The sequence below is a fragment of the Martelella limonii genome (assembly GCF_013344475.1).
Taxonomy (GTDB): Bacteria; Pseudomonadota; Alphaproteobacteria; order Rhizobiales; family Rhizobiaceae; genus Martelella; species Martelella limonii.
The window spans coordinates 85,286-98,527 of sequence record NZ_JABUOU010000004.1; the positions used below are offsets into that span (position 1 = coordinate 85,286).

Genomic DNA, 13,242 nt, shown 5'->3' on the forward strand with positions numbered 1-13,242 from the left:
GGTGACCGCGCCGACGAGCATCGACGGGCTGCCATAGTCGAACAGATTGTAGCGCCCGGCAGACAGCGAACCGAGGTTGGCGACCGTCACATTGACAATGCCGCCGGAGATGTCGAGACCCGCCGTCGACACGTCGAACAGCGCCGCATTGCCCGGCATCAGCGACAGCGTCACCACAAGGTTCGCGCCCTGATCGAGCGTCGTCAGCCCGACAATCGTCTGCGGCGCGTTGCCCCCGTTGGCAACGCCTGCAAGCGTCGCCCCGCTCAGGACCTCGAGCGCACCCGAAAGACCCGCAGCTGCCGTCTGATCCCCAAGCTGCAGCGTCCCGGACTGAACCGACGTCAGACCCGTAAACGACTTCGAACCCGAAAGAACAAGCGTGCCGGGGCCGTCAATGGCAAGGGCGTTGACCTGCGCGCCGGCCTGGTTCGTGCCGTCGAGGATGTCGGCTGCAATGGTGGTGGAACCCGCAGCAACGGTGATGCTGGCCGTTGTGGCCGAATAGGGCGACATCTTCAGACCGCTGCCTGCGGCCGCCGACAGCGTGTAGCCGTCGACGTTGAAGGCGAGCCGATCGAACCTCTGGACGCCAGAAATCGTCACCGCGCCGCCCGTGCCATCGAAAATGCCGACGGAGTTCGACCAGGCAAATTCCTGGGCGGCCGTGGTGTCACTTGCCCAGTTCATGGTCGAGCTATCCCAGGTGCCAGTGCCGCCGACGAAATTGCCCTTTGCGCCGCCCCCGTTCCAGTAGGAGTCGACCTCGTCGGTCGCGCTGTCGAGCACGATCAGCCGGAGCATGCCCTTTTCACCGCCCACAATGGGGGCGGTGTTTTCGAGGATGTAATGTTGGCCGGCGGCCAGACCATTGATCGTCGCTGCGGCGGAGAAGAGCAGAGCGCCATTGCCCGTGAAGGTGCCGCTATAGGCACCGAGATTGTATATTCCCGCATTCTGGTTATCGACAGTGACGGTCAGAAGGCCGTCCTTGATGTTCAGGTCGCCGGTTGTGAACATCGCAAGATCGGCATTGGCCGCATTGACGTTGAAGGCCATGACGCTGGCCGAGTAGACGGTGATGCCCGAGAATATCAGCGCGGGGCTCAAGGTCAGACTTGTACCAAGCCCCAGCGAGGTGCTGCCCTGGGTACCGTGCAGTTCCGCCTGATACCCGATCAGCACCGGCCCCGCAACAGAGCCCGTGCCGTCGAGATAGCCCGCATAGAGCTCGGTCGTGCCATGCATGTCGGGATTGTCGCTCAACAGATAGGTCGTGGTGATCGTCGCAGGCGGCGAACCGTATATATAGGCACCGTTGTTGAAGAGCCCGACCCTGGAATCTGCGGCGTTGGTGCTGGTGCTTCTGATTACATTGCGCAGTTGATAATCACCCAGAGGTGCAGCGAATATCACGGTGCCCGGCTGCTGAACTCCATTTCCATCCAGGGCCGGGGCGAGTTCTATGATCGTGTCAGGATCGATCGAGGCCTGATAGTCGCCAAGCTGGCGGTAATTGCCCTGGCTTTCGATCGAGCCGAGCGAGACGCCGTCGGCCGACGCGATGTGCAAGACCCCGCTGCCAAGACCGACATGACCGTTCAGCACCAGCCAGCCCGGACCGGTGACATCGAGATTGGTCGCCGCCCCATTGGCAACGATATCGGAATAGATACCGATCGGCGCGGAATTGTTCGATAAACCGGGATAGACATAGATCGTCGAGGTGGTACCGTTGGCGGGCGCCAGCCTCAGCGCCCCGCCCCTGAGAACGTAGGGCGAATCCACCGTCGTGGTGCCGCTGAAATCATCGAAGAAAAAGATGGAATCGAAGTCGATCGTGCCGTCGATCGTGATTTCCGTGTGTAACAGGCTGGCTTCCGCAGTGAAATTGCCGCCGAGATGGGCGATGGCGCCCCCGATGGGCCAGGCTTGCCCGGCTGCGGTATTTGCAAGGTTCGTCCAGTTGGCGAAGGTCGAACTGGTCGACCAGGTGCCCGCACCACCGACGATCGGCACACCCGTTCCAATCGTGCCGTCCGGGTTCCAGTAGAGATCGAGGGCCGAAGCATGGCCCGCAGACAGGCTTGTCAGGGCGATGACGCCCATGGCGGCGAGTTGCGCCAACCCGGTCTGCGATCGGAATGATCTGCGGCGCGCAAACGAGGGAAGGACGGGCTTTGCCAGAGCGAGCGCATTCCGAACAGCGTCATCGAGACGCACACCAACGCGTGCTGATTTTTGATTATACATGTAATCCCCCGAGTTAACCACGTATAACTGAACTAATTCGATATAAATACAATAAACATATCTCCAATTTTTACAATAAAAATGTATTTTACATGTATTGATTGTATTTATATTATATTTTACGCATTAAAGTACGATGGATAACCATGATTTTGCTATGCATTGAAAGACCACATAAAGAGGCGGAGCCTGCGAGATTTGAGACCGGTGAGACGCGGGAATGACGGAAACTGCGCCCTGTTGTGCAAACGGGCGCAGCGTTCAGGACGTCATGGGCGTGGTTGAAACGTCAGGAAGACGCCGCCGATGCGCAGAGGATACCGGCGTTAGGGCCAACGCAAAAGGAGCATTGCCGGCTTCCCGGCAATGCTCCTATGGCTTCGAAGATCGTCAGTGACGATGTCCTCGCGCAAGCAATGATCAGAACTTCATGTTGAACCGGCCAACGACATTCTGGCTTTGATAATTGCTTCCGAAAAGCCCGGTATAGCTCAATTCAAGCGCGATATCGCTGGTGATGGCCGACTCCCAGGCCACGGACAGGAGGGCCTGATCTTCCGCGAGCGGCAGACCGTCAATGCCGAAGGGGGAACCGCCGATGAAATTCAGCATGGCGGACGGATTGACATCTCCATAGGCATGACGCCAGCCAACCGTGCCGATAATCTGGTTTTGCGCCTCACCGATTTCGAAGGCATAGGCCCCTCTGACGCCAAGCGTGGAAAACGCCGTGTTCATGCGGCTCGATGCAGCGTTCAGCGCCGCCAGACCGCCTGCCTCGGTATAGCCATCCGAGTCCTGATCGACATAGGCGGCATTGAGGAAGAACTCGGTCCGGACATCCTGAACCAGTTCATAGCCGTAGTTCACCTCGCCGTAGATCTGGTAGGTTCCCGCATTATAGCTGCCGCTTTCCATCTCCGTGAGACCCGGATAGGCGATCTGTCGCGACGTCGAGACATCATGCCATGTATAGGCCGTTCCGAAACCGACGCCGAAACCACCCCACTGGCCACCGCCATAGACGCCGAGCGAATAGTCATTGCTCGCGGCAGACGACATGACGCTGTCGACCGAATAATTGGAGCGGCCATAGCCGACGAGCGCGCCGAACCGCATCGTGTCGAAAGCCGGTAGGTCGAAGCCGGCCATGAAGCCGCCGACATTGTCCGTCATGGTGTCGGCATTTGCGTTTCCGTCCATCCGCGACCACGCGCCGTAGCCGCTTGCCCAGAGGCCTGCGCCTGCATCCGCTTCTGAAAACGCCTCGAATGGCTGATCGGTAGAGCGCTCGTCCGCATAACTCGTGACGCCGCCGGCAGCGCTGTTCGGCGCGATCCCGCCCAGCGCCTTTCTCAGCCGCGCATGCGTCGCATCGCGCACGAAGCGGCTGTCCTCAACCATGGCACCGCCGATTGAGGCCAGCATCTGCCCCGAGAGCTGGTCAAGCGCGCCGCCAAGCACATCGCCAGGAAGGTTGGTGAGCGATCCGACCAGAGCGCTCCCGGCCCCCACGCTGAGGATGCCGTCTGCCGTCGCACACTGATTTGCAGTCATGCCCGGCAGGCAGAGCGTTGTCGCTGCTTTGGTGTAGTCTATGAGGGTGAGGAATACGGTGTTATCCGTGTAGCCGATATTGGCCCCCACATAGGCGGAGCTCGACAATACCGTCGGATCGAAGCCAGCCGTGCCGTCGCCATCGCCATCTGCCGTGATCACGCGATCATCCGACGTGATGATGACCACCTGCTCTCCATCGACCACCGTTCTCTGGTCGGTGACGAGGCTGACCTGACCGCCCGAAATGGCGACGAGACCGGACGCCGAAAGCAGATCGGCCTGAACCGCCGTTCCCGTCACCGCGAGGTTGACGCTGTAGGCCGAACCCGGACGGAACGCCAGCGCATCCATATAGAGCGTGCCCTGCTCGAACGAGGTTCCGGCCGTGATGGTGCCGCCGGCGTTGATATCGACCGCGCCGAGCCTTCCGGCCCCGCTCAGCACACCCCCATTGACCAGGATTGCGCCACCGAGCGCTCCGTTCACCCACAACTCGCCGTTCGAAATCGTGGTGACGCCGCCGAACGCGGAACTGTCGCCGTAAAGCTGCGTCGTTGAGGAGCCGAGGAGATTGAAGGTACCGGAACCCGAAAGGGTGCCACCATAGTTCCAGAAGCCGCTGCGCATGACATCAAGCGCAGCGCCCTCTGCAATGGCGACATCGCCCACCAGAGAGCCCGTTGCGCCGTTGTTGCCAAGACGTATCCTGCCTTCGCTGATCGTCGTCGCCCCGCTGAATATGCTATCGGCCGCCATGACAAGCGTGCCGGCACCGGTCTTGACGAGGCCACCGTCAAGACCGCCAGGATCGGCGAACGCAGCATTGGCGATGAGCTCTCCGCTCGTCGAGGCGACATCCACCGTTCCGCCCTTTCCACCGAGCACGAACACACGGCCCGTTGAAAAGTTCGAGCTTGCCAGCAGCGTGCCGCCGTCAAGGGTTATGGCCCCTGCTGCGGCGCCGAGATTGGCATCGGCGCTGACAGACAGGGTACCATCGGCGACAAGGGTGCCGCCCGCATAGCTACTCGTACCGGAAAGAACGAGCGTCCCCGGGCCTGACTTGATGAGCGTTCCGATCTCGTTTTCGTCGTCCGACATGGTGCCGGAGAACGTCACCGTGTCGGACTGGTTTTCGACGACGATCCTGCCTCCATGCCGATCGAATGCGACGTCGCGCGTGGTCTCAAAGCTGGCTGTGGCAGCGAGCGTACCGCCTGCGAATGTTATCGTGCCGGCCGCAGCGCCCAGGTTTTCGTCACGCGACACGGCGAGCGTGCCGCCGGTCAGCATGGTGCCGCCGTCATAGGTGTTGGCACCCTGCAGCTCAAGTCGGCCCGCGCCCGTCTTGTTGACACCGACAGGGCCGGCAAGCGGTGCGGAAATGGTAGCGACATAGGCAGCATCCGGCCCGACCGCGATTTCACCGTAACCGTCCTGCGTCGCAGAGGACAATGTCAGCGCATTGCCGGTGAGCGTATAGCCGCTGGCGCCAAACAGCAGGCCGCCTGCCTGAAGGCCGACGCTGTCCACCAGAACTGTGCCGGGATTTGCTGTGAAGACAGCGATGTCGCCCTGCTTCCATGCGGCATGTGTGGTGGCGGGGTCGGCGTCACCCCAGCTTGTTGTGGTTGCATCCCAGACGCCGGATCCGCCGGTAATGGCGCCCGAACCGCTGGTGACAGCGCCGTCCCAATAGCTGAGATTGGGAACGTTGGGGCCCGGGACTTTCAGATAGATATGGCCGACCGGTGTATATTGCAGCAGGGAGCCCACCGGCGCGCCGGTGCCCAGCGTGATATCTGTGAACGATGTGGCAATCGGCGTCGCCTGCGAATGGATCAGGGCATAATAGCCCCCCGGCAGAGTCGTACCGCCATTATCGACATTCAGGATCGTCGCACCGGACCCGGCGAGGGTCAGATCGCCCGAGATGAACAGGGGAGATGTGGAGGGTGCGCTGAGAGCAACCTGGATTGTTGTGCCGGCGGCGAAGCCGAGATCGCCCGCAATATCGAGCGTGCCGCCCTGCCAGCCCGTCAGCGTGGTCCCGGACGTCATGACGACATTGCCGCCGACGGCACCCGCGCCCCCAAAGGTAGAGGATCCATCGACGTTGACATTCGCCCTGACGCCGCCGATCGTTCCGTCGCTTGCGCCGAAGATGAGCGCCCCGGACGCCAGCGTGGTGTCGCCGGTGTAGGACTTGGCGCCGCGGTAAATCACCGTGCCGCTGCCATCGATGAACATGGATGTGACCGCAGCTCCGGCATTGTTCATGCCATCGGCGATATCGACACCGATTGTGGTCGTGCCGGACTGGGCGTAAACATGACCGCGCGTTGCGAGATAGGGCGACATTGTGAGGGAGTCGGCGGCCGTTGCCGAAAGCACGTAGCCGCCGGAATTGAAGAGCAGTTCGTCAAAAGCGTGCGTGCCGACCACGGTGACCGTGCCGCCAGTGCCTTCGAAAACGCCGACGGAGCCTGCCCATGCGAACTGGCGCGACGCTGCGGTGTCGGAAGCCCAGTTGAGATTTGAACCATTCCAGACACCAGAGCCGCCGATAAAGTCGCCGCGGGCTCCGCTTCCGTTCCAGAACTGCCGGATCTGGCTCGTCGCCGCATCGAGCACGACCAGCCTGATCATGCCATCCGATTGACCTGCAACAGGTTCGGAAAACTCGAAGCGATAGGGACCAGCCCCCGCCAGTCCATTGATGACAGGCGCTTCCAGAAACAGGGAAGTTCCGTTCCGCTTGATCGTGCCGCTGTAGGAGACCAGATTGTAAATGCCAACATTCGCATTATCGACATTCAGCTCCATATGGGCATTGCGAACATCGATGTCGCCTGTTGAGAATACCGGCAGGTCAGCATTCGCCGCGTTTGCATTGATGCGTATCGAGCCCGAATCAGCGAAAAGAACGCCACTGTAAATCAATGGAGCCGGGAAATAGAGGCTCGTCCCAAGTCCGAGCGACGTCGCTCCCTGCGTGCCATGAAGACCTGTCTCAAGGTCCATTATAACCGGCCCTGCCACGGAGCCGGTACCATCGAGATACCCGCCCCTGACAAACAATTTTCCTACCATCTCCGGACTATCACTTCGCAGATATGTCGTGGTCACGGTTGCAAACGTCGTGAAAGCATCCTGCATGCCGTTTCCCTCGAAAAGCACGTTGGTCATCGACGGATCTGAATCGAGACTTCTGACGACATTTTTGAATTCATAGTCTGCCAGAGGTGCTGCAACGCTGAGAGCGGTTCGCTGCACAATGCCATCCTGGTCCTTGCCGGGCTTGAGTTCAATGACGGTTTCCGGGTCGATCGAGGCTTGCGTATCTTCAAAATAAACATAGACCGACAAGCTGGAAACCGCACCAAGGCCAATGCCTCCGCCAGATTCCACATGCAGGACACCGTCGCCCAAACCGACATGCCCCAGAAAAGTTATCATGCCGGGTCCGGTTACATTCAGGTTTTTCGCTGCACCGTTGGCGACAATGTCGGAAGCAACGCTCACGATAATGGAATTCTCAACCTCGCCAGGATATGTCCAGATGGTGGCCGTCGTTCCATTGGCGGGCGCAAGCCGAAGGGTGCCGCCCCTGAGCTGGTAGGTCGAGTCAACAGTCGTATAAGGTTCGATCAGATCATAAAAATAGATCGTGTCGAAATCGATCGTTCCATCAACGCTGACGGGCGTGAGATCGGACTCACTATAAAATCCGTTCAAGTGAGCGGTACCGCCCTGGATCCACGGCGCGCCTGGAGAAGTATTGTCCTGGTTGGTCCAGTTTGAATAGGCAGGGTTGACCGACCATGTACCGGGACCGCCGGCAATTTCCGCCCCCGTGCCGATCGAGGAGTCAGGGTTCCAGTAAAGATCCTGCGACGCAGCTTCCCGGTCAGCCCCGCCTGCGAGGAGAATGATCCCCATGCCGAACAGCCTGGCGATCGCGGTCTGCGACCGATAGAAGCCCAGACGCGACTTTAAGGTTCCAGAAGCATCATCCTTCCGGTTGCGGCCGTTCATAGCCTTGTATGCGCCTGCAGCACGAGCCTTCAACATGCCAATTCCCCTCAACCCAAAAGACAGGATCAAATCAGTTCGTTAGACGAAGCATCGGAAAGGTTTTTCCGAAAACACAACCATGCATACATCTAAGTACTGAACGGTTAAAGATTGGTCAATTTTTATTTTTAGACTCTTTTTGCTTCAATCTGTACTTAATTATACGATATATAAATTAGTTTAATGCAATTTAACTAAGTCTAAAAAACGTTATTTATCAGGAGGAAACGAACCTTATCTTCGCGCATGCATTGCAAAACACCGACATAGTGTTGCCTCGGAGGCGCGGTGCGGAAATCCACATCGCAGCTGCATCCGATCCATCGAAATGCACGCGTTCAAACTGCATTGAGTGCTGATTCGTCCGACGACCTGCGCCGGTCCGGCACGCGCCGGAGACCATGGCCGCGAATGCTCTTGCATGGCAGAGACTGGGGCGAGGCCGGTGCGCTTGCTTTATCGCTAGAAGATACGCCGAAAGCAGTGGCAGAGCCGGTTCAGAGCGTGAGCACCACCACCCTGTTGCGGCCAGTCTGCTTGGCCCGATAGAGCGCTTCATCCGCGCGCCTGATCATCCGGTCGATATCGATGGAGCGGTCCGGATTGTAGATCGCGCCAATACTCACTGTCACCGAGAAGCGCGCACCATCCACGACGATTTCCAAGTCCTCGCTCGCCTTGCGGATCCTCTCCGCGTGCTCGTCGAGCTCTGCGTGGTTAAGGCCACTTGAAAGAATCGCGAATTCTTCCCCTCCGATCCGGGCAATGACATCGTCACTCCTGGTGCGGGCCTCGATCGTCCGCGCAATGCAGCGGATCGCCTCGTCGCCCGCAAGGTGCCCATGGCCGTCATTGATCGATTTGAAGTTGTCAATATCGATCATCAGCAACGAGATCGGGGCGCCCTTCTCGATCGAAGCGGCGCGCAGAAGCTGCCCCCGCCCGAAGAAAGAGCGACGGTTCAACAACCCTGACAGCGAATCCCTTGAAGCGAGCGCCTGATATTTTACAAGCAGAGCCCTATGCGATGATATCACCGCGACCAGGATATTCGGGCAGACTGCGATGAAGGCGATGCCGAGATGCAGCGACAGCGTGAGGTAGGCCCGCGTGCTTTGCTGCGGCTTCGGCAGGAAGATATCGGTCGCGACAGCCCATTGCGCCCACACACCAAAGACCAAGGTAAGGCAGGCGACAGTAAACACATCATAGGTGACCGCACACCAGAGCAGCACCGGAAGCGGAAAGGTGATTGCACCTGGACCGCCGATCATCAGCCCCGCGGAACCGACAGCGACAAGCGACAACAGCGGAAGCACCCTCCGATACTGCCGCACCCTGAAATCCCGTGCCATTTGCCTGAAGCGTCTTTGAAAGGGCCTGAAACTTCGCGGCAGCGCCAGCAGCGCCGGCAGGATCGTCACGTAATTCACCGCATCTGTGACGAACCAGTAAGACCAGCCTGCAAATGGTTTGATGCCCAGGTAGAAATAGGACGCGAACGCGCTGGCGGCCCCTCCGACGGCGCTTGCAACGAGCGTGACGGCAAATATCTTAAGAACCGCGGTAATGCCGACGAGCCTGCGTTCAGCTGCGCTCAGCCTCATCAACAGCATGTAGGCGGTGCCTATGCTTGCAAGGTTTCCGCAGGCAAAGATGAACGTGACCACAGAGGGCGTCTGGAACCAGACGTCGGCTCCCAGATAGCCGCATGCGGCGCCAAGCAGGGCATAGCGCGAAACAAGCTGCGGAAACCGGACCCAGAGGCCAAGAACAAGGGCATTCGGCAGCCAAAGGATGGCGAAACCCGCAACGGGGCGGCTCTTGAGACTGATCCCTGCTGCGAGCAGGACCAGAATCAGGAAGCACGCAAAAAGCAGGAATTCCCTGACGATCTTCCGGTGTTTCAAATCAACATCCCGAATTCCCCTCGACCCTGTCCCTGCCAACGGCAGATGCCGGCAGCGGCATCACACTGAAGAATTGAAGCGTATCGACGCACCGGGCTTTTCGCTGAAACGCAGATGTGTTGCGCGCGCGCCCGAAAACAACGATGACGAGCCCTCAGCGGGCCAAACGATCTAACGAAAGTACTCTGAACAGAAATACGCTGAGTCTCCCACTCGCGCTTCAATCGATCCTCAACTTTTTCAACCGCATCCGCAAGACTTCAGCCGTGACAATAGAGGCGTAAGAGGGCGGAAGCTGAATCGCCTCAAAGAATGAAAGCTTCCGCCGACTTCAGGCAAGACTTCCGGGCTTTGCCTAGAACTATGTCCGGCGTTCGCCAAGATAGGCTGCAACCGCCCTCCTGACACGATCGGCAAGCCCCTCTTCCGGCAAGATCCCCTCGCCCGCCGCGTTGATCAGGGCGCGGCCGATCAGCACCGCCGTCAGCAGGTCCTCCTGCGCAACATCGCCGAAACGCGACCTCAAGAGCCTGGAAGAAAGGTCTGCAATCTGGCGCGCCATCGCGGAGGCTTCACCTTCGAGGCAGAGGGTCAGCTCCAGCACTTCCAGCGCGGATGCGAGCTTCGGCCGCTGGAACTGATGCCGGATCGACAGAGCGATCAGCGTCTCCAGCGCCTGCGGATCATCCGCCTGAATGAAGGCGATCTCGCGCAGCAGCGCCGCGCGCTCGCGGCGGATGAGGGCAACGACGATCGCCTGTTTGTCCGGATAATACTGGTAGAGCGTCCCGATACTTACCCCCGCCCTTTCGGCAATGCCGTTGGTCGTCAGACCTGCCGGGCCATCGGTCTCGAGAATGCGAGCCGAAGCCTCGACGATTGCCGCGCAGGTTGCGATCGCACGCGCCTGCTGTGGCGCCTTTCTGGCCTCCGGGGGCGCCTTCGGGCGGGTTCGCGACATGGCGTTCCAATGCGAGTATGTAAACCGAGCAATTGCTCACATACTGCCTCCACCCGTGAAAGGCAAATGAAAGGACAGCAGATGACCGAGCCGAGCGATCACCCCGAACTCACCGTTTTCATTCTCGTGAAGGCGCTGCCTGCATGGCTTGCCGCGCCGCGCGCCGAGCGCCGGCGGATCGGGGCTGCGGCAGCCTCAGGCCTGCCGGCCTTCCGCCAGTTCGATTGCGAAGCGTTTTCGGCGATGTGCAGCGACATCTGGATGTTTGCCGCACCGTCGGCAGCGGCGCTTCACGCAACGATCGAGCGGCTGAAGGATACGCCGCTTTTCGCCGAGCCCTATTTCGAGCTCGTAGCCCTCCTGCCATCGCTGGAAGACGGCTGGAAGACTTATGAAGCGGCAACTCGCACGGCGGCCTGAGCGTGCCGAAGACAACGGCCCTTTCGACGCCCGGTCAGCGCTTCAGCCTGATTTCTTCGGTGTTGAGCGCATCGGCAAGCCGCGCCTTGGCCGAGCCCGGCTTCAGCGGCCTCTGCTGGCTTTCATGCGGGCTCCAGCCCGAGACGTAGATTACCGAGAAGCTCGCGCGGATGCGGCCATCGGTATCGGCGTAGCGCTCCGCATAAAGCTCGGCCGCGCGCAGGAAGAAGCGGCGGCTGACGGGCTTGCCGGAGCGGCCAATGAGCGGATTGGTCATGCCCATCGCCCGCAGGTCCGCCATCAGAGAAAACAGGCTGTCATAGCGCACCGTATAGGTTTCCTGATCGACGACGGGCAGCGTGAAGCCGGCGCGCTGCAGGAGACCACCGATATCGCGCACATCGGCAAACGGGATGACCCGCGGACTTGCCCCACCATAGAGCTCGACCTCTGCCGCAAGCAGACAGTCGCGCAGCTCGGCAAGCGTTCCGCTGCCGGGAATGGCGGCCAGAAACAGACCATCGGGTTTCAGCGCCCGGCGGATCTGGATGAAGTAGCCCGGCAGATCGTTGATCAGATGGGCGACCAGCGGCGACAGCACGAGGTTGAGCGAGGCATCATCGAGCCCGGGCAGCTCGAGCGGCGCCACCGCGCCAGCGCCAAAGGCGGGATCCGCCTCTACGCGCTCGACGGCGCCAACCTTGCCCGTTGCAAGCGCGGCAGCGGCCACCAGACCGGTTGCGCCATGCAGTTCCGCCGCCTTGTCGAACCGGCGCTCGACCACGGCGAGCCGATCGGCCAGTTCCTCGGCGACGATCCCGAGCATGAAATCGGCACCCGCCTGCCCCTTCCGGAAGGCATCGAGGCGGTTCTTCGCCACCCGCGCCGTATCGAAAACCTGTTCCATCACCGAAATCCCTCGTCGCCGCGCTTTGGCCTCGAAATGCACCCGCGAACGCGCTAGTGTCAATGGCATGGACGAAACCGGATCTTCGCTTTTCAAGAGCATCGCTTCCCGCTCCGAAGCATTGGCGCTGGGCGCGATCGGCGCTGTCGGCAATCTGATCTTTCCCCCGGTCTGCGCCGCCTGCGGGCGCGGCACCGGCTCCCACCGGGCGCTCTGCACCCAATGCTGGAGCGACATCCGCTTCATAGAACGGCCATTCTGCGCAGTGCTCGGCACTCCCTTCTCGCACGATCTGGGCGACGGGATCCTGAGCCCGGAGGCGATCGCTCATCCGCCCGATTTCGACAGGCTGCGCTCGTCCGCATTCTACACCGGCGCGGTGCGCAATCTGGTCCACGCGCTCAAATACCGCGACAACACCCATCTCGCCGTCATGATGGCGGGATGGATGCTGCGCGCCGAGGACGGGATGGTCAGCCAGTGCGATGCCATCACCGCCGTTCCGCTCCACCCCACCCGGCTGATGGCGCGGCGTTTCAACCAGTCCGCAGAGCTTGCCCGCCATGTTGCGCGGCTCTCGCGCAAGCCGTTTCTGCCGGGCCTCGTCCGGCGCCGCAAGCGCACCATCCAGCAGGTTGGCCTCACCCGCGCTGCCCGGGAGGACAATGTCCGCGGCGCCTTCACGCTCGCCCCGAACAGCGAGGACCTCGTGTTCGGCAAGCGCATCGTCCTGATCGATGATGTCTACACCACCGGCGCCACGGTTTCGGCGGTCGCGCGTGTGCTCAAGCGCAAGGGGGCAGCCGATGTCAGCATTTTGACCTTTGCACGCGTGCTCGATGAAACTATATGAAGTGCATCCAGTTTTTTGACCAGGGGGCACGACCAGATGGCGACTGTCGATATCTATACCCGTGATTTCTGCGGCTTCTGCGCCCGCGCCAAGGCGCTTCTGGACAAGAAGGGCGCGGCCTATACCGAGTTCAACGCCACCGAGACGCCAGACGTGCGCGCGACGATGATCGAGCGCGCCGGCGGCAAATCGACTTTCCCGCAGATTTTCATCGACGGCCGGCACATCGGCGGGTGCGATGATCTCTATGCGCTCGAAGCCGACGGCAAGCTCGACCCGCTCCTTTCTGCATGAGGTGACA

8 protein-coding genes are annotated in these 13,242 nt (G+C 60.5%); 3 read left to right on the forward strand and 5 right to left on the reverse strand.

The features are described 5' to 3' along the window. The 4 genes from HPQ62_RS10335 to HPQ62_RS10350 form a co-directional block, all read right to left on the reverse strand. Window positions 1-2,127: autotransporter-associated beta strand repeat-containing protein (locus HPQ62_RS10335; RefSeq protein ID WP_206678060.1), on the reverse strand; the 2,127-nt coding region annotated here is incomplete at its 3' end. A 546-nt stretch (window positions 2,128-2,673) separates the two neighbouring features. After that, the gene (locus HPQ62_RS10340; protein WP_174802474.1) at window positions 2,674-7,887 is read right to left on the reverse strand and encodes an autotransporter domain-containing protein; all 5,214 of its coding nucleotides are present in this window, start codon (window positions 7,885-7,887) and stop codon (window positions 2,674-2,676) included. A 500-nt stretch (window positions 7,888-8,387) separates the two neighbouring features. Further along, window positions 8,388-9,800: a GGDEF domain-containing protein gene (locus HPQ62_RS10345; RefSeq protein WP_174802475.1), complete on the reverse strand. Its 1,413-nt coding sequence runs from the start codon at window positions 9,798-9,800 to the stop codon at window positions 8,388-8,390. Window positions 9,801-10,161: 361 nt separating this feature from the next. Further along, complete coding sequence (locus HPQ62_RS10350) at window positions 10,162-10,761, reverse strand: TetR/AcrR family transcriptional regulator (RefSeq protein ID WP_174802476.1); 600 nt, start codon at window positions 10,759-10,761, stop codon at window positions 10,162-10,164. Between the two features lie 81 nt (window positions 10,762-10,842). Between HPQ62_RS10350 and HPQ62_RS10355 the strand changes: the two genes are divergently transcribed. After that, window positions 10,843-11,181: a darcynin family protein gene (locus tag HPQ62_RS10355; protein ID WP_174802477.1), complete on the forward strand. Its 339-nt coding sequence runs from the start codon at window positions 10,843-10,845 to the stop codon at window positions 11,179-11,181. A 34-nt stretch (window positions 11,182-11,215) separates the two neighbouring features. Here HPQ62_RS10355 and HPQ62_RS10360 read toward each other — a convergent pair whose 3' ends face one another. After that, on the reverse strand, window positions 11,216-12,088 hold the full coding sequence (locus tag HPQ62_RS10360; RefSeq protein WP_174802478.1) for a methyltransferase domain-containing protein: 873 nt from the start codon (window positions 12,086-12,088) through the stop codon (window positions 11,216-11,218). 67 nt (window positions 12,089-12,155) lie between these two features. Here HPQ62_RS10360 and HPQ62_RS10365 point away from each other — a divergent pair, with 67 nt between their 5' ends. Then, entirely contained in the window at window positions 12,156-12,941 is a 786-nt protein-coding gene (locus HPQ62_RS10365; protein WP_174802479.1) for a ComF family protein, read from the forward strand. Window positions 12,942-12,977: 36 nt separating this feature from the next. Next, window positions 12,978-13,235, forward strand: a complete 258-nt coding sequence (gene grxC / locus HPQ62_RS10370) for a glutaredoxin 3 (RefSeq protein ID WP_174802480.1) — start codon at window positions 12,978-12,980, stop codon at window positions 13,233-13,235. Window positions 13,236-13,242: the final 7 nt, after the last annotated feature.

Excerpts from the sequence above, each read along its gene's own strand:
- HPQ62_RS10340 (WP_174802474.1), bottom strand. The coding sequence starts at position 7,887 with ATGTTGAAGGCTCGTGCTGCAGGCGCATACAAGGCTATGAACGGCCGC.
- HPQ62_RS10350 (WP_174802476.1), bottom strand. The coding sequence starts at position 10,761 with ATGTCGCGAACCCGCCCGAAGGCGCCCCCGGAGGCCAGAAAGGCGCCA.
- HPQ62_RS10355 (WP_174802477.1), top strand. The coding sequence starts at position 10,843 with ATGACCGAGCCGAGCGATCACCCCGAACTCACCGTTTTCATTCTCGTG.
- HPQ62_RS10360 (WP_174802478.1), bottom strand. The coding sequence starts at position 12,088 with ATGGAACAGGTTTTCGATACGGCGCGGGTGGCGAAGAACCGCCTCGAT.
- HPQ62_RS10365 (WP_174802479.1), top strand. The coding sequence starts at position 12,156 with ATGGACGAAACCGGATCTTCGCTTTTCAAGAGCATCGCTTCCCGCTCC.
- grxC (WP_174802480.1), top strand. The coding sequence starts at position 12,978 with ATGGCGACTGTCGATATCTATACCCGTGATTTCTGCGGCTTCTGCGCC.